Origin of the sequence: Paraglaciecola sp. 25GB23A, from assembly GCF_040012495.1 — a bacterium.
GTDB lineage: Bacteria > Pseudomonadota > Gammaproteobacteria > Enterobacterales > Alteromonadaceae > Paraglaciecola.
On the sequence record NZ_JBDYKM010000010.1, the window covers coordinates 87,467 to 106,000 of the forward strand.

Sequence of the window (18,534 nt, forward strand, 5' to 3'; positions counted from 1 at the left end):
TGCATTGAACCTCACGAGTGTGGCATTACTGGCATTTTTTATTGGGCTGCTATTGCTTTCATTGCTGACTCCTTTGCTCTTTCCCAAATTGAGCTTTTTCAGCTTTGCTACACGTAAGTTTTCACTTTGGTTGTTGGTGACCGGCCCTTGGTGGATCGGTGGAACCTGTGTTGTCTTATTCTGGCCTCGCATGGACAGTGAGTTATCGCTTTCTTGGCTTGCAAACTTTGCCCATTGGCATCATGCAGACTTATTTAATTTTACCAGCTGGCATGGCTTAATTTTATTAGTTTGTAGTTTAATTGTAGTTTGGTTATTGATAGTTATTTCAGTGCAGAGTTGGAGAAAATCTCTTTCGATGCGCTGTCTGTTAGATCTTTCCAATACACAAAAACTCCAAAATCATATGAGTCACAAGGTTTATTTACTTCAATCAAATATACCTTCAGCATTTACTTCAGGCTTAATGTCTCCCAAAGTTTATTTAACCTCGGCTTTATTAAAACAATTAGATCAACAGCAACTCGATATAATCATCCAACACGAACTTGCCCACGTACGTGCCTATGATCCTTTATTTAACGTGATATTTAGTGTGTTTTGTCGATTCTATCCCAAACCAATTAGTCATATTTTAATGCAACATTACAGACTTTTAACCGAGCAAATGGCGGATAGCGCGGCTACCTATTATTACGACAACTTGGACATAGCACAAACCTTGATAAACGTAGCGAGATTGTTACAAAAACTCCCCAATAACTGTGATGGAACTCAACTCAGTTATTTTGGTAATGAGCAAGTTAGTCAGCGTGTTCATCGACTCATTTCTCCAGTTGAAAAACCCTCTGTGTTGATATTACTCATTACCATAGTCGCACTGATTGGTGCGCCACTTATAGCTGCATCTACTGTAGATAGCTTTCACCATTTTATTGAAACCATTTTTACCCACTAATTAAGGATTGGGCATGAAGCCATTTTTTCTAATGAGTACGCAAAAAAAACCGACCGCCAGTCGGTTTTGTATTGGGGTGCTGAGTCTCTCATTGACTTTTTGCGCCACTGGGGAGGTTTTCTCAGAGCCTCCTAAGGTACTAACGTTGTCACAGGCCGTATCATTAACACTGAAACAGCATCCAGAGTTTAAAGCATTTGTGTCTCGCAATATGGCACAACAAGGTTACGTTCAGCAGTCCGGGGTTGGCGAGCGTCCGCAGGTGGGGTTAATCATTGAAGATGCCTTAGGTAATGGAGAGCATAGTGCTTTGCGAAACATGCAAACAACCTTGACTTATGCATGGATATTACAACAAGAACAAATAGATGGACGTATAGCTGCTGTAAAATCTCAAGCTGCACAACTTGAGATAGAACAGCAAATAGCCTCACTGGATTTAGCGGGCAATACAGCAAAGAAATTCATTCAAATCCTTATTAAAACAGAGCGCTTAAAACTCAACAAAATAGCACTGCAACAAGCACAAGATGTGGTTAAAGCCTTAAGCGAGCGAGTTGATGCAGGGAAAAGCTCCAACGTTGAAAAATTACAAGCCCAAGCAGAGCAGGTGCGTCGTGAACTGGCCGTTGAGGATTTGGAGCATGAGTTAAAGGCCAGTCATTATCAATTAACTTCCATGTGGGGGGAAGCGGGTAAAAGCTATCAAGTCAGTGGCGATTTAATGGCTTTACCTGCTAATCCATCTGTTGAATCACAATTAGACCGTCTTAAAAAACAGCCTTTATTGGCAAAATTTGCGACACAACAACGCATCGCTCAAGCACAAATAGAGTTGGCTCGTATTGAGGCTAAACCACAATGGCAAGTATCGGCAGGTGTTCGCCGTTATGAAGCGACTGATGATTTTGGCTTGGTTGCTGGGATTTCAATCCCATGGGGAAGCGACAACCGCAATGCAGGCAAGATTACTGCACTGCAAGCACAGCAAGAAGTGCTTGCCGATGAGGCCAACGCATTGTTGCAAAAGCTTGATGCACAACTCTACGTTCTTCTTCAAGAGATGGGGCATTCACGTCATGTTATCGACACCATGCAGCAACGCATTGTACCGCTTTTAGAAAATGCCCTATCTGATGCAACCCGTGCTTATGACATGGGACAACTCAATTATACCCAATGGAACAATGTTCGACAGGAGTTACTGGCGGCTAAATCAAGCTTATTAGACGCCTATGAAAGTTTGCACTTGCAACATATTGAAATTCAACGACTGACTGGCTCGTCCATTTCCCAATGAGAAATTTTATGAAAAACAAAAACATCATTTCAGTAATTATCGCCTGTTTATTGGGGCTAACATTTTTATCATCATTACCTGCAATCGCAGAATCAAGCCCTGCTGCTGAGCAGGCCGAGCCTGAAAAAGGTCCCCATCGTGGACGTATGTTACGTGACGATGATTTTGCGATTGAGCTTGCTATTTTCGAAACGGGTGTACCGCCAGAATTTCGAGTTTGGGTTACAGATAAAGGGCAACCAGTATCACCTGATAAAGTTGATCTTAATATAAAGTTAACCCGACTTGGGGGCATAGTGGATGATATTCAGTTCATTAAACAAGGTGATTTGTTGCGCGGTGATATGGTGATTTACGAGCCGCATTCCTTTGTAGTGACAATAACCGCCAAGCATCAAGGGAAAACCCATCGCTGGGAATATGATAATTTTGAAGGGCGCACAACCATTGAGCAGGCAGTTGCTGATGCGATGGAAATTAAAACCGATATTGCTAGCGCCGTCACACTTCACCAAACTATTCCCGCGTACGGTAAGTTAATATTACCACCCGGTGCGGATCGCATTATCAAAGCGAGATTTGAAGGCGAAATCAAACAACTCCATGTAAAACAAGGCGATAAGGTTAAAAAGGGGCAATTGTTATTTACCGTTGAAAGTAACGAAAGCTTGAAGTCATTCCAAATTACCTCTCCCTCAGACGGGCTTATTACTGCACAACACGCAAATGCCGGAGAACAAACTGGCGGACGCACGTTACTGATTATTACCGACACTTCTCGCTACATCGCACAGCTAGCCGTCTACCCCATTGACTACCAAAAGGTGTCAGTAGGCGTACCTGTTACCTTGAATATCGACGGTTATAGTTCGGCTTTTAGTGGCAACATCGCCTATATCGAACCGGCGGTACGAGACGACCAAGCTAGGCTGGTATGGGTATATGTTGACGATGAAAAAAGACAGTTAACTTCAGGTAGTTTTGTTAAAGCGGCGGTTGAAATCGCTACTATTAAAGTGCCCCTCGCTGTAAAGCGTACTGGTTTACAAGCCTTTCGTGATTTTACTGTTGTGTATGCCAAAGTCGGTGAGCAATACGAAGTACGGATGCTGGAGTTAGGTCGTCAGGATAAGGAATGGGTGGAAGTATTAGGTGGCTTAGATCAGGGCACCGAGTACGTTAGTGAAAATAGTTACATTCTAAAAGCCGACGTTGAAAAGTCTGGCGCATCCCACGACCACTAGGAGCACCGAATGTTAGAATCGATTTTACGCTTTTCTATAAAGCGCAACTTGCTCATTATGGTAATGGTATTGAGTTTTGCAGGTCTTGGGATATGGAATTTCACTAAACTTCCTATTGATGCAGTACCTGATATTACCAATGTACAAGTCATGATAAACACTGAGGCCGCAGGTTATACACCGTTGGAAATAGAGCAACGTGTGACCTTTCCCTTGGAAAATGCTCTAGCGGGATTGCCCGGACTTGAATATACGCGTTCGGTGTCTCGCTATGGACTGTCACAAGTTATCGCCATCTTTGATGATGACACTGATATTTATTTTGCTCGCCAGTTAGTCAACGAACGCTTGTCTGCTGCTCGTGCTGAATTACCTTCTGGACTAGAGCCTCAACTTGGCCCTATAGCAACAGGTTTGGGCGAGATATTCATGTTTACCGTGGATGCAGAGCCGGGCGCAACCAATGATGATGGCACCCCCGTCACACCAATGGATTTACGTACCGTGCATGACTGGACTATTCGCCCACAATTAATGCGTGTACCGGGAGTAGTGGAAGTTAACCCGATCGGCGGTTATGAGCGAGAAATATTAGTGGGTTTTAAGCCTGACAAATTACTGGCCTATGGGTTGACGCAGGCGGATGTCATAACTGCAATTGAACAAAATAACAGTAATCAGGGAGCAGGTTTTATCGAACAAAACGGTGCTCAATGGTTATTACGCATGCCCGGTCAGATTGAAGACTTGGAAGGTGTAGGTCAAATCCCCTTGCGCAGTAATAGTGGTGCGTCAATACGAATCAAGGATGTTGCTGATATTAGTAATGGTAAGGGACTTAGAAACGGTGCAGCGACACAAAATGGTCGCGAAGTGGTGATGAGCACAGTATTTATGCTTATTGGCGAAAATAGCCGTACCGTTGCAAATGCAGTGGGTGAAAAACTGACTGAAATTAACCGCAACTTACCTGAAGGGGTTGTTGCAACCGCGGTATATGACCGCACAAAATTGGTTGATAAAACATTACACACCGTCCAGACCAACCTGCTTGAAGGTGCATTGTTAGTCATCGTTGTATTGTTTGTATTACTCGGTAATTTTAGGGCTGCCTTCCTAACAGCACTTGTCATCCCTTTCGCCATGTTAATGACTATAACTGGCATGGTACAGAGCAATGTCAGCGCAAATCTTATGAGTCTAGGTGCCCTTGATTTTGGCTTATTAGTTGATGGCGCCATTATCATTGTTGAAAACTGCTTACGTCGTTTGAGTCAGGCCGGTTCAGCAAACCAGACTTTGCCTTTAAAAGAACGCTTGGAGTTAGTATTTGACGCAACACGCGAGGTCATTCGGCCAGCGTTATTCGGTGTACTCATCATAACCGCTGTATATTTGCCTATTTTTGCCCTCGAAGGCGTTGAAGGAAAAATGTTTCATCCAATGGCGATAACTGTCGTGATCGCTTTACTTAGTGCCATGTTTTTATCGATCACTTTTGTACCTGCCATGATTGCTTTGCTTTTCAAAAAGCCAGTACAAGAAAAACATAATTTTATCATTCGCGGTGCAACTGCTATTTATCAACCTGCACTTACTTGGGTACTTAAAGGTCGATGGTTAATAGTGATTGCGGCGAGTCTACTGGTCATCATATTTGGTTTTCAGGCGACACGTTTAGGTAGTGAATTTGCGCCAAATCTAGATGAAGGTGACATAGCTATGCATGCTTTACGGATACCGGGGACATCACTGAGTCAGGCAATTGTATTGCAAGAGGTATTAGAAGAAAAAATTAAGCAGATGCCGGAAGTCGAACGTGTTTTTGCCAAAATAGGCACAGCAGATGTAGCAACAGATGCTGTTCCGCCGAGTGTTGCAGATAACTTCATTATTCTTAAACCGCGTGAACAGTGGCCTGATCCTAATAAATCTAAAGAGCAAGTGGTAGAAGAATTAGCGGCTATGGTTACACCCATTCCGGGTAATCGATATGAATTCCTGCAACCGATACAAATGCGTTTTAATGAAATCCTAGCAGGGGTTCGTGCAGAACTTGCCATAAAGGTATTTGGTGATGATTTTGAAACATTGACATTACTAGGAGCAGAGATTGAATCTGCGATAAGTAACGTGACGGGTATTGCCGACATCCAAGTTGAGCGAACGACAGGATTGCCCGTGTTGAGTATTGAACCCAAGCTTGAAAAGCTTGCTCAGTACGGCATAAGCAAAGCTGCGATACAGACACAACTAGCCACTGCAATGGGCGGTACTGTAGCAGGTAAGTTTTACCAAGGAGATATTCGCTCCGACATCGTTGTTCGCTTGGCTGAAGACTTGCGAACAGATATTGACGGACTGGCTTATTTACCTATTCAATTACCTGATGGTCATGCTGTACCACTACAAGAACTCGCCACACTAAATTTGGTAGATGGTGCTAACCAAATAAACCGTGAAAACGGAAAACGGCGAATAGTGGTTACTGCAAACGTCAGAGGACGTGATTTAGGGAGTTTTGTAGCTGATGTTCAACAAGCTATTGGTGACAATGTTGATGTACCCGCAGGCAATTGGGTGGAGTACGGAGGCACCTATCAAAAGTTACAATCAGCATCACAGCGACTCAGTGTTGTGGTACCAATAACGTTAGTTATGATCATTAGTTTGCTTGTATTCGCACTGGGTTCATTTAAAGACGCCATGATTATATTTAGCGGAGTGCCATTGGCGCTAACCGGCGGCATTGCGGCTTTGATGCTGCGAGACATTCCGTTCTCGATTTCGGCTGCTGTTGGATTTATTGCTTTATCCGGTATCGCCATTTTGAACGGACTGGTCATGGTCTCTTTTATACGCGAACTTCGTAAAGAAAATGTCTCACTGAACCAAGCCATCTTTGACGGGGCTACAACCCGTCTTCGACCTGTATTGACAACCGCCTTGGTTGCCGCACTTGGATTTATTCCAATGGCACTTAATACGGGGATCGGATCTGAAGTACAACGCCCTTTGGCTACCGTGGTTATTGGCGGAATTATTTCATCAACCCTATTAACCCTGTTTGTTATACCAGCGTTATATCGTATTTTGCATAAAGAAAAGGAGTCAATTACGACTAAGTCTGAGTTATTGGGATCATCTAATGCCAGCTAATTTACTGAAATTTAGCTTGCTTATAATCTCGTTGTGCTTGATGGGCTTAAGTATCGAAGTGTTTGCTCATGGCGTAGATGATAACACCCGCGCATTTTTGCAGCAGAATACGGGCGTTCAATTTGTACCTTTCTTGTATATTGGCGCTAAGCACATGGTCACCGGCTATGACCACTTGTTATTTCTGGTTGGAGTGATCTTCTTCCTATACAAAAGTCGCGACGTATTACTGTATGTCACCATGTTTACTATTGGTCACAGTGCAACTTTGTTGTTAGGGGTACTAAGCGATATTCAGGTAAATGCCTATTTGATTGATGCCATCATTGGTCTATCGGTTGTGTACAAAGGCTTTGATAATCTAGGGGGCTTTAAACGTTGTTTTAATTGGCAACCGAATATTCAATGGGCAGTGCTGATATTCGGACTGTTCCACGGTTTTGGTCTGGCGACAAAGTTGCAGGAGTTCCAACTCCCCGAAGATGGTCTGATTATCAACTTGGTCGCCTTCAATTTGGGAGTGGAAATCGGACAGTTTGCCGCGTTAGTGTTTATTTTAATCGCTATAAACGCATGGCGGAAACTACCGTCATTCCAAAAATTTTCCACTTTGACCAATACCTTATTGATGAGTAGTGGACTGATGCTCATGGGTTACCAACTCGCCGGTTTTGTTATCAGTTAAATTTAAAGAGAAGAAAATGCAACACACAGTAAGTAGTAAAACACTAATAAAAGCGACAGCCTCAGCCACCGTCGTCGCTATTGTCGCGGTAATCACCCTCATTTTGCCTGCGGAGTACAATATTGATCCCACCGGTATCGGGCACAAGTTGGGTTTAACGGTTCTTGCCACAACATCTGCGACTGAGACACCGACTAAATCACAACAAATAGAAAGAGATGAATATGAAGTTATTGAGGTTATAGTCCCCGCTGGGCGGGGAGTTGAATACAAGTTCAGCATGCAACAATATGACAAAATGACTTATGAATGGCTCACTGATGGGGCTTCGTTGTTTTTTGATTTACACGGAGAACCTCAGGGCGACACCAGCGGATATTTTGAAAGCTACGCCATTGCCACGTTAAATGAAATGAAGGGTAGCTTTACAGCTCCTTTTGATGGCTCTCACGGTTGGTATTGGAAAAACGAATTAGAAAAACCTGTCGCTGTGCAACTCATGGTGAAAGGTCAATATGAAGTGATAGGTATTAAACAATAATTGGAGAACATAATGAAAAAACTATTATCTGTCTTAGCACTTTGCAGTGTGATTACCTGTAGTAACGCTTTCGCGCATAGTGACCACGGCATTATTAGTGGTCAAGCTGCGCTTAATATTGTTAACAAGTCGATACCCAAAATGACATTCAAGGAATTTGATTTTGAAGTCGGAAAACTGGACAACTCATGGAAAGCTGTGTCTTCAGAAGATTTATCCGTGGTCAGTGTTGAAGACAGTTTTTTTGTGGTAAGTGCTACTAACAAGGAAATTGGAAATACAATTTACTTCAAAATTGCCACTGATGGTCAAGTATTGGATGTAACGAACAAAAACGAGTTTTAATTTAATTTTAATGGGTCAGAGGCAATACCTATCCTCTGGTCCATTATCCCTGTTATGTAAAATTAACAAGTAACGCTAAATATTTCGAATGTCCGCTTCTCAGTAAAGCAGATCGTGGTGTAAAAAATCCTGACTGACTATATTTCGCTCAAACCGGAAATAATCAAAAAATATAGCTACGTCATTGGGCTAAGAAGTCATTTGGGAATTGAATCAGGCAGCTGTGAGCCGATAGTCTAGTGTTAAACCATACTGAGATGTTTGTGCCACTGTCAGCAGTTCGTCATTGGTTTTTAATCGCAATAAATTTTAATCTGCCTGTGTGTAAACTCAGATACAATAAGATTTATTAAATTACGACTATTTTAGTTCCTACTAAATAAATTTTTTAAGTCTCGCTTTGTTTTTTACAAATACGCTAAGTTATTAATTTAACTTGGAAAATATTTTAACAAAGTTTTTATTAGGAAGCAGAAAAGTCTCCTTAAAGTCAGGGTGACCCCGTCAGGTCTCCTTTTGCATTTGCAACTCTTTGTGGTTTGGATAGCGTGATAGAGAAAACTACTTAATAAAATCAAAAGGTAAGTGCTGAAAGTGACGGAAATAAAAATCAAATCGAGAAGTTACATATACGACATGCTCGAAAATAAGCGTTATGTTTTACTTTTAATTAGGAGAGAAAAATGATCAAGTTTAAAACAATAATAACAATCACTGTGCTTTCTCTGTCTTTAGGCGGATTGGCACATGCTAAAAATGACAAAGAGAAAAAACTACCACCAGGGCTAGAGAAAAAGGTTGAGTCAGGTAAAAGTCTCCCTCCAGGTTGGCAAAAAAAATTGGCGGTCGGTGAAACTTTAGATGAAGAAGTATATAAACAAGGAAAAATTGTTGCTACTGACTCTGACAAAGGGCTTATAACGATAAGCGCGGAAGGTAAACTTATTAGAGTTATAGAAAATACGAGAGAAATTATTGAGATAGTGGAAGGTCTTTAATAAAGCGTTATACGAATGAGTGAAATGGAAAGTTATGCGAACTACTATTCTAATTTCTAAAATAAAATGCCCAGATTGTGGCTTTGAAAAAGACGAAAAAATGCCAACAGATGCTTGTCAGTTTTTTTATGAATGTACGTCATGCCATGCTCTTCTGAAGCCTTTAACAGGTGACTGTTGTGTGTATTGTTCTTTTGGAACAGTTAAATGTCCTCCGATTCAAGAAGGCAGTAATTGTTGTGAGTAATTCGTATAACACACATATGAGCCACATTGAGGAGCATGTAGCAGATTCCGACTGTCCGCTTTCTCAGTAAACCAGTAATAGCCTCAAACGGCGTCGAATGTCTCCTGTCGCTCAAAGACGAATATCGTCCATGTGCCAATTGCAGACGCAAATGCACAACGGCTTCACTCCCATAGCAGATATTACACCGGCACTGATCCAGAAGGTTCCGAAGGTTTCATAGCATTCGCATGTTGTTTGTTTTTTACCCACAGTCTTAGTTTAGCCAGTTTCCTTACTTTATAGTTAAATCAACCACTTACTCTAGAGTTGGCACTCCTTAATATCCGATTATTTTATTGCAAGTCTATGAAAGTATTACTAATAACTCCCATGGAACAGCTTTTGCAGCCATATAAAGTCTGCGTTCACCATTGTTAAGCGTTTGCTTAATTTGGGGAGTACTTGAGCCCCAGTGAAATAAAAAACAATAATCTTATAATTCGAGAATACAATGAAAAACATTTTCTATAACGATGATAAAAAAGTACGAAATGGCTGGTGGATTTTAATCTTTATTGCCCTTGTAGCAGCAACACGTCCAATCTATAAACCCATTAAAGAAGGATTGAGCCACTTAGGATTTACCGAGCAAATGTTAGAGCCTGTATCTTTTTTACTCTTGTTATTGGTTACTTGGATTTGTATCAAAATCCGTAAAGAGTCTTTATCTGATGTGGGTTTTGGGTTTAGCCCTCGCTGGTTTAAACACTTTTTCGGTGGAACGATTGCTGGCATAACAATGATGCTTGCCACGGTTGCATTAGTTTATTTAGTGGGGGGAGTAAGCTTTGAACTCGATCCGCAAAGGAGTTTGCAAGTACTCAGTTACGGATTCTATTTGTTTTTACTAGGTTCTTTATTTGAAGAAATCCTGCACCGTGGTTTTGTATTTCAACGCTTGATAGATGGTATTGGCATTTGGGGTGCACAGTTACTGATCGCTTTTTTGTTTACCTTTGGCCATTGGGGAAATCCAGGTATGGAGGGCAGCACCCAAATATTTTCATCCATTGATTTATTTTTAGGCTCAATAATTTTAGGCCTAGCTTACATAAAGACTCACAGTCTGGCTTTGCCCATTGGAATACATCTGGGTTGGAATTGGATGCAAGGAAATGTATTGGGTTTTGGCGTAACCGGGCATGAGCAAGCGGGGTGGTTCAAGCCAGTATTTCAGGGCATGCAAGAGTGGGTAAGCGGTGGAGAGTTTGGTCCAGAAGCCAGTATATTTTCTGTGGTGGTGAGCATTGCCGGACTAGTAATTTTGCTTCGTTGGAAAGGTACGGTAAAAAGAAAGCAAAACACTCAGGAAACCATAGCGGAGGCTACCGCAACAAGCTAAATTACGCTTCCAAATGGTAGGCGGTGACAACAACTTTTAGCATGTTGTCACTGTCTATCTGTTTTAAATGATGGGGGGGCACTATCCTTTATTCTATAGCGTCAGCCTCTTTTTTGGCTTTGGACAATAATACACTGACCCGCTCATCGGCCTCCCTTTCAATTTTATTGGCGGAGTTGTCTGCTTCTTTCCTTAACTTTTTGGCCGCCTCTTCCGCTATCATTCTTTTTAGCGGGTTGTTACTGGTCTCGTCCATCAACTTGCCTGCCTTGGCATAACCTTCTGTTCGGACTTTGTCTGCTAAATTTTTAGCTTCGGTTGTCAGTTTGTCGGCCTGAGTTTGGGCCGCAGAAAGAATTTTTTGGCGTTGTTCTTCTTTTTTGGCATTTACGTCTCCTCCAAGCATTTCCTCGGTTTGCTCCTTCACAGCATGCTTAATTATATCGGCTACCTTAGGCTGTCCCTTCAATTTAAAAGTAGGCCCGTCGATGGTGCCGCCAATACCGATATTTAGAGGGATGACGCTAGTGTCCGAAGGGGTATTGCCTCCCAAATATTGAGACACTAGACTGTTTACCTGACTCCCTAATTGCCCGGCCGGAACGTTCATTTTTATATCGAAATCCAGGCCTCCACTTAACGAAGATGTTCCTGATAGGGTGGATTTATAACCGCCCAAATTAAGGTCAAAAGGTTTGACTGTTACCAGTCCATTTTTAATGGTAAACGTCATTAATATATCTTTTATCGTCACCTGTTCACGGGACAATAATTTGTTACCCATAAAGGTGCCAATACCTTGCAATGCATTAGAGTTTTTTAACGTTGCATTGCCAATATTTAAGGATCCGGTACCGCTAATGGTATTCATATCCGGCACCATGGACTGATCCAGCAATCCATTGAGCTTGAGGTCAGTAGACATATTACCATCAATGTTTTTGGCCATTGGGAAGTAGGTCTGAACAACCTTAAGTGTTTCAAACGCTTTATTGGCGGATAAATGATCGATTTTTAAGTTGAAATCATATTTTGCTTTTGACAAATCGCGGGGATCGTAAGCGCCGTTGACAGCGAAAGCCCCAGCCAACAGATTAAAATTTAATCCGCTTAACTGCACCACACCGTCTTTTACTATGATGTCTCCCTGAGCATCGGCAATGGACATATCCATCAACGTCACTGCCTTGATATTTGATTTCATCACAAAATCGATGTTTTTTGGTATTTCAATGACACCATAGCTTTTTTGTTGGCTTAGCGTATCGTCCTCAACTTCTTCGCTCATAAATTCATTGAGGTTAATCAGCTTGGAGGTTACGCTGATTGCTCCTTTGAGAACCTGATTTTCGGCAAATAAATAAGCCATATAGTTGGATACTGAACCGGTAATGGCAATGTCACTTTTGCCGATGGTTCCTTCATAGTGATCAATGGAAATCTTCTCAGGATCGAACGAAGCCGCCATTGAGGATATAGTGATATTGGAGGGCAGTTTACTATCCGTATAATCGAGCCCGCTGACGGCTACATTGCCACTTGTGGGTAACAGATGATATTTTTTGGCCTGCAGATCGGCCATATTGCCCGCAGTGGTAAGATTTGCCTTTACTTTACCCTTTAGACGAATGTCTTCGAGAGGGAGTATCTGGGTGATTTTTTCGAGATCCAAACCCCCGGAGGCATTTAATTTCCAGGTATAATTATCGAGGTTGGAAAATTCGAGATCCGCTGCAAAAGGTTCTCCATCCATTTCCATCGATAAGTTGTTAATGACCGCAATAAAATCCGCCATTTTACCCGTTGGGCTTTTCACTTGTGCTTCTAAATTCAGCTTGTCGAGCACATAAGGAAGCTCGGCAGTTTTGACCTGACCATTGACCAATTTGATGACAGCATCAATTTTGGGTGTCTGCCCGCTAAGGCTGTCATAAATACCTTGGGCTTTTAGATCTATGCTGAGATTTCCCTTCGTGGACATGCCCTCCATGGGGATCATAGTGGAAATCTCGGCCAGATTTAGATTGCCTTTCACGGACGCATCTAATTCATAATTGAGCAAATTGGCAACCAGGATTTTTGCATCAAAGGGGTTGTTGCCAAAATCCATATGAAATTGTTTTAGGTCTACTACCGTATTATCAATAATACCGTCTTGGTTATCGATTAATAAATCGAGACTGATGTTGGATATTGTGGCAGGTAAGTCAGGGTATTTAATCATCGCCTGATCCACTTTTAAGGCCAGATTAAACGCGGGCTTGGTTAGGTTGTTATACTTTCCGTTCACCTTTCCGACAAAAGACAGATTGCCGGCCGTTTCGAGACTATTAAAATTGTCAGTATAAATACCGGGTACCAAAGACAGCAGACTTTTAAACGTGGTTTGCTTAGCCTCATAAGACAAGTCCATGTCTATGCTGCCATCCTTATTGAAAGACAGGAAGCCATCAAACCCGAATCCAAAGTCATTAACGGCTACTTTATTTTCCTTAAAAGTATAACGACTGTTATTGTCGCTGATGGCCATAACAACGTCTGCGGTTACGGATTTATTGGACAGATATTCCACCCCATCATAAATTATTGACATTGCATCTATGGCAGTAAGTGTGGTGATGTCAAACTGGTCTTGGTTGAAATCGCCATTACCACTATGGTTTAAGTTTTTGATCTCTAATTTCACAGGTAAGGTGTCATTTTCGTAGACCAGATTGGCATTTGAGATCTGCCAGTGATTGAGCCCAATATTAAAATTGGCAGGGTCTTTAGTTGGAGTTCCTCTGGACTCTTCTTCATCAGTTGCAATGGCAATGTCATAATTGCCCGTCCCATTTTCGAGAACAATGATATTGATCTCGGGGGAAATTAATTCCAAACCGTTTATTGTTATTTTGTCGCCAAATAAACTGAATAGGTCGATTTCAATTTCAAATTTTTTGGCAGCAAAAAGCGTTTTCCCTTCAAATGGTGCGCGGTTGATTACCTTAATATTATTCATAGCAGCGGTAGCATTGGGGAAATTCTTGAGCAGTGAAATACTAAAATCATCGGTATCGAAAACAACATCAGCATTAACCGTTTTCCCAATGGCGGCATCAATGGCCGTATTGATATCATCCTCGAACACGATAGGAATGATAATAATGGCCGCTAACAGGATGGCAAAAATCGTGGCAAGGCTGATAAACAGTTTTTTCATATAAATGGATAATTGTTGGGGATTGCTGCCACGATAATTACTTGTTCAAGTTTAATAAGCAACTAGTCATTATTAAATTCCAAGGTAAATCAAGGGGTCAGAACACTTGAAAATCGACTATTGACTAAAAATCAGATATCAAGCAATTTTGACTATATTGAGCGCTGACCTGCCAGCCAAGTTTCATTTAGTCATATCACTGCAATTCGCTCGAAGCCGAACTTCGCTTTTGTGCTAATGGGGTTAATCTTTTAGGTCGAATTAGATAAAAGAACAAATTGAACCACTGAGGACACAGAGTTCACAGAGGAAAATCAGTTAAAAAAGACAGTTATTATTGGAGTAAAGAGCTAGAGCTGACTTGCTCTAATGTGCCAATTGCGGCTGTTCACGTTCGCCCCTTTGAACGATCCCAAATACTGCAAAGCATACACTAACGCTCCTTTAAGATACTTTTAATTGTTGGCTAAAAAGTGGAGTGGAGCGAAACGGCACCTAACCGACTGTTAAAAGTCCGGCTTGAATGGCTTATATGGGTATATGACTACAGATTAGCAATTAAATAACATATGTAAAATATCCCAACAATAGTAGAAATTTTCACAACGATTAGCAATATAAAGCCTATTTTTGATGGCATATCAGGTAGGTCGTCACTAAATGAGGAATATTCCATAACCGGAGGCTTATCAATTTTAATTCCAAGCAGCTCACTAACAACAAATACACATGGTTGAGTAAACGCCATTACCCTAAAATCAGACTCTTTGAATGTTTTTATTATGAAAGTGTATGTTAAATAAAAAATAAACAATATGCCTACAACACTAACCACAAAAAAGCCTGAGACTATGAATTCCAAGAATTCACCTCTCATCAAAGAACTACCATTAATCATCAAAGTGAACACGGCTAAATAAATCCAATGTTCTTTAAAAGCTAAAGAAAAAGCATTTCCCCAAAACGAAGGAAATAGAAGCATTTTAAAAAGACGAATATTCAGATCCATGTCTTGCCCATATTGCCCTAATAATGGGCAAAATTGTTGGCTAAAATGTTTAGGAACGAAAACAGCCAACTGTTTTTTGTCCTTATTTATTAGCTTGTTATGTTTTCACTACAATCAAATACGCGATTGTTTTTTATGCTTACTTTTAAATAGTAAATCGATAAGGTAGTTACAAACTATAAGCAATATTATGGTCATTAATATGAAGCCACCTGAAAGGGTGTAACTGCCAAACATTAACTCATTTTGTGCATAATGTATTTGTTGTTCAGAGCCTGAGAAAACCTTATTCGCAATAGCGCCGTATACGCCTAAGAAAAGTATTCCAATTATGCCAAAGCCTATTTTTTTAAACATATGCTTGAATCATCCTGAAAACATAACGCCCCAAGCAGGGGATTTTATGAGTGTTTTTCAGCGAGTAAAATTCCCGCTGACTTGGCTTGTGTATGCCCAGCATGGGCATGAATTAATGAGCGGAGGCCGCCCCGGGTGAAAGTCCTCTGTAGAAAGATCACCGTTTAATTAACTTACCGTTATTAAACGTTAACTACTAGCGAATGGCAAGGGCTAAACCGTGAGGTTTGGTCTGGCAGCCGTCTGTCGTCTCAGTGCCATTAGAACTCATTGCAATTTGTGACAACAGATTGCTGTGGTTAACGACAGCTGTATATCGAATTCTAGTCCAATTTGACTGGCCTTGTTAAGTAACGCACCCGACATATTTGATGGATTTAAACCGCAAAAAATAGTGATTTGAAAGGAAATCTAAATTTGTGTGACTGCTTTACTTTATAAAAGCAATATTCACTGGTAAATAATCGAAGATCCGCTTTTTGCTTGGAGCCCTCTGTCGCTTGAGTGCCAATAGCGGTCATAGCTTACTTGTTCAGGGAACGCTCCCTTCTAGAAGATTGCAGACGTTCAGGATTCCTCAAATTATGTCTGGATAGGGCGAGAACAAATCGGTCGAAGCGTTGGACATTTAATATGTGATTTTGCTTAAAGGTGACATCTAGCATTTGTATTAAAGCAAACATTCGTAGTCTTCGAAACCACTGAACTCCATATATTATATGGAGTTTATACTTGATTTTTTTGGACCTTTGCCTAAGTCAGCGGCGTTGACCACCGAGTACTTCACCCTATAAAAGACTTTCATTTTTTATAGTTCAATATTAATCTGACTAACAGATTGTTTGCTATTAATTTCTGACGCAAAGACTTTAGTGCTGACTATTTTAAAGTTGCCTTTAGATCAAAACATTAATTTCAGGATTTAATACTATGCAAAAATGGTTATCTCGTAATTTACCGATACTCACGTTAGTTGGCCCTCTATTTCTGGTTGTGTTGGTTGGTGTGATGTTTATGAGTTCATTAAATACCGTTAATCATTTAGCAAACACCATGAATAGGACCGAATTGTTGTCTCTAAGTAATGCGCTTTTGCATGAGGTTCAAAAAGAACGTGGAATGACAGCAGGATTTATTGGTTCAGAAGGGCGAAAATTCACAAACGAATTAATAGACCAGAGGCGAAATGTTGATAAAGCCATTCAAAATTTGAACGAATATTTAACAAATTTGAATGATGACCTCATAGATAGCTTTTTAGCCGAGCCAGTCAAAACAAGGTTAAGTGCACTTAGTGGCACCCGAACTTCAGTTGATGAAATGTCAATTGAACTGTCATCAGCTATTCGTTACTACACAAGCATAAATCTCGTCATTCTTGAATTCAACGGTATCTTAGCTAGGGATATTGATGTGCCCCTACTCAAACAGAAATTTACTGTTTTGTATAATTTAAGCAATGTCAAAGAAGCCTCAGGAATAGAGAGAGCTTTGCTAAGTAATGCCTTTGCTGAGGGTAGTTTTAACTCAAACTTGTTTAATCGTTTTATAGAAAACAAAACGCAACAAGCGGTTTATTTAAAAAGTGTTGAAGCATTTGCTACTAAAGAATTTAAACCGTTTATAACTGAGTTTTTATCAAGTCAGGCAAATAATGATGTCATTCAGTATAGGGACTATGCCACTACACAAGTATTACTGCCTTTGGATCGCGATGCAACGAAGTGGTTTACTGTTGCCACTTCACGAATTAATGAGTTAAAACGAGCTGAGGATATTTTATTAACAGAGATCGTGCAATTTGCAGAAGAAACAATATTTACTGCAAAAACTTTTATGTACCTGCAACTATTACTACTTGTCTCTATGATTGTTTTAGCCTCTATTATTTACCTTATGCTTCGTGCGCGTGGACGTCAATCCGACGCAATATTAGAAATTATGGCTAGTGTTGCTCAAGATCATGACCTGTCAAAACAAGTTACTATTGTAACTGAAGATGACCTAGGGCAGATTGCTCTTACGATAAACGTAACGTTAAAAGAGTTACAGACTGACTTTAAATCATTACAGCAATTTGCCTATGAAATTGCGGCAGCAAGCACTGAAACAGCTTCCACAACAGAACAAACAAGTACCAACATAATTAATGAACAAAAGAGCGTAAGTGCGAGCCTTAAATCGGCAGAACACTTGAATAATGGAATCGAAGAGGACTTAGCAAACATAAGCAAAGTCAGTAATACTACCAGCGCTGCTCGAAATTCTTCGCATGAAGGTGAGATTAATGTAGTGAAGGCGGTTGATGGTATTAAATCAACGGCAGCAAAAGTAAAGAATGTTGGTGGCATTATTTCTGAACTGAATTTGCGGGTTAAAGATATATTAGGAATGGTAGACGTTATACGTTCAGTAGCCGACCAAACTAACTTACTTGCCTTAAACGCTGCCATAGAAGCAGCAAGAGCTGGCGAGCAGGGGCGAGGCTTTGCTGTAGTTGCAGATGAGGTGCGCGCACTCGCTAAACGCACACAGGAGTCAACAGATCAAATTTCGCGTATTGTTGGTGAGTTGACAACGTCTACGAACCAAGCAATCCAAACGGTTGATCAAAGTAATGAACAAGCTTCAGAGGCTGTTGCAATGGCTGAACAAATGAATACGACGTTGAGTAATGTAACAGATAGCATGGTAATCCTCGATGAAATAGCATTACAGGTATATCGTTCAGCCGAAAAACAACAGAGAGCGGTTAGCCTGATGACGCAAGAGATACGAAATATCGATAATATGTCACAAGAAAACTCATCTGGTGCAAGCCATATAGCATCGGCTGCTAGACAGTTGTCCATTATTGCTAATGATATGTTGCGCCAGATTAAACGTTACGTTGTTTAAGCGAAGTATTTTCTAAAAATATGAGCGTCTGTTCACCGCAGAACAGATAAGATAGTGTCAAAACTCCGGCCAGTCCATTGGTACAAATTTGCCATCCAACTAAAAAACAGTGATTGGCCGGTTTCTCAAGAAACCAGCAATAGCCCTCAACGTCGTCGACTATCTCCTGATCGCTCGAAGACTTCTGTCACCTGAGTGCCAAAGGAG

Annotated in this window: 14 protein-coding genes; 11 read left to right on the top strand and 3 right to left on the bottom strand. The window is 40.9% G+C overall.

Features of this window, described 5'->3' with window-relative positions; genetic code table 11:
* The first annotated feature begins 4 nt into the window (after nt 1-4).
* The 10 genes from ABKW31_RS14290 (at nt 5) to ABKW31_RS14335 (ending at nt 10,861) form a co-directional block, all read left to right on the top strand.
* The gene (locus tag ABKW31_RS14290; RefSeq protein WP_348617223.1) at nt 5-958 is read left to right on the top strand and encodes a M56 family metallopeptidase; all 954 of its coding nucleotides are present in this window, start codon (nt 5-7) and stop codon (nt 956-958) included.
* 13 nt (nt 959-971) lie between these two features.
* Nucleotides 972-2,258 carry a TolC family protein gene (locus tag ABKW31_RS14295; RefSeq protein WP_348617224.1) on the top strand — a complete coding sequence of 429 codons (1,287 nt, stop codon included), beginning with the start codon at nt 972-974 and terminating at the stop codon, nt 2,256-2,258.
* An 8-nt stretch (nt 2,259-2,266) separates the two neighbouring features.
* Entirely contained in the window at nt 2,267-3,502 is a 1,236-nt protein-coding gene (locus tag ABKW31_RS14300) for an efflux RND transporter periplasmic adaptor subunit (protein ID WP_348617225.1), read from the top strand.
* A 9-nt stretch (nt 3,503-3,511) separates the two neighbouring features.
* A complete protein-coding gene (locus tag ABKW31_RS14305) occupies nt 3,512-6,661 on the top strand; it encodes a CusA/CzcA family heavy metal efflux RND transporter (RefSeq protein ID WP_348617226.1) in 3,150 nt (1,049 codons plus the stop codon).
* The gene (locus ABKW31_RS14310; protein WP_348617227.1) at nt 6,651-7,346 is read left to right on the top strand and encodes a HupE/UreJ family protein; all 696 of its coding nucleotides are present in this window, start codon (nt 6,651-6,653) and stop codon (nt 7,344-7,346) included. The genes ABKW31_RS14305 and ABKW31_RS14310 overlap by 11 nt, the downstream gene beginning before the upstream one ends.
* A 16-nt stretch (nt 7,347-7,362) precedes the next feature.
* On the top strand, nt 7,363-7,887 hold the full coding sequence (locus ABKW31_RS14315) for a hypothetical protein (RefSeq protein WP_348617228.1): 525 nt from the start codon (nt 7,363-7,365) through the stop codon (nt 7,885-7,887).
* Between the two features lie 12 nt (nt 7,888-7,899).
* Nucleotides 7,900-8,232, top strand: a complete 333-nt coding sequence (locus tag ABKW31_RS14320; protein WP_348617229.1) for a DUF6488 family protein — start codon at nt 7,900-7,902, stop codon at nt 8,230-8,232.
* Nucleotides 8,233-8,915: 683 nt separating this feature from the next.
* A complete protein-coding gene (locus ABKW31_RS14325; protein WP_348617230.1) occupies nt 8,916-9,230 on the top strand; it encodes a hypothetical protein in 315 nt (104 codons plus the stop codon).
* Nucleotides 9,231-9,264: 34 nt separating this feature from the next.
* Nucleotides 9,265-9,477: a GDCCVxC domain-containing (seleno)protein gene (locus tag ABKW31_RS14330; protein ID WP_348617231.1), complete on the top strand. Its 213-nt coding sequence runs from the start codon at nt 9,265-9,267 to the stop codon at nt 9,475-9,477.
* Nucleotides 9,478-9,970: 493 nt separating this feature from the next.
* On the top strand, nt 9,971-10,861 hold the full coding sequence (locus ABKW31_RS14335; protein WP_348617232.1) for a type II CAAX endopeptidase family protein: 891 nt from the start codon (nt 9,971-9,973) through the stop codon (nt 10,859-10,861).
* 88 nt (nt 10,862-10,949) lie between these two features.
* Here the strand turns inward: ABKW31_RS14335 and ABKW31_RS14340 are convergent, their stop codons facing one another.
* From ABKW31_RS14340 to ABKW31_RS14350, 3 genes are all read right to left on the bottom strand, one after another.
* Complete coding sequence (locus ABKW31_RS14340; RefSeq protein ID WP_348617233.1) at nt 10,950-14,063, bottom strand: AsmA-like C-terminal region-containing protein; 3,114 nt, start codon at nt 14,061-14,063, stop codon at nt 10,950-10,952.
* A gap of 544 nt (nt 14,064-14,607) precedes the next feature.
* Nucleotides 14,608-15,141 carry a hypothetical protein gene (locus ABKW31_RS14345; protein ID WP_348617234.1) on the bottom strand — a complete coding sequence of 178 codons (534 nt, stop codon included), beginning with the start codon at nt 15,139-15,141 and terminating at the stop codon, nt 14,608-14,610.
* 45 nt (nt 15,142-15,186) lie between these two features.
* On the bottom strand, nt 15,187-15,429 hold the full coding sequence (locus tag ABKW31_RS14350; RefSeq protein WP_348617235.1) for a hypothetical protein: 243 nt from the start codon (nt 15,427-15,429) through the stop codon (nt 15,187-15,189).
* Nucleotides 15,430-16,359: 930 nt separating this feature from the next.
* Between ABKW31_RS14350 and ABKW31_RS14355 the strand changes: the two genes are divergently transcribed.
* Nucleotides 16,360-18,327, top strand: a complete 1,968-nt coding sequence (locus ABKW31_RS14355; RefSeq protein ID WP_348617236.1) for a methyl-accepting chemotaxis protein — start codon at nt 16,360-16,362, stop codon at nt 18,325-18,327.
* The last annotated feature ends 207 nt before the right edge of the window (nt 18,328-18,534 follow it).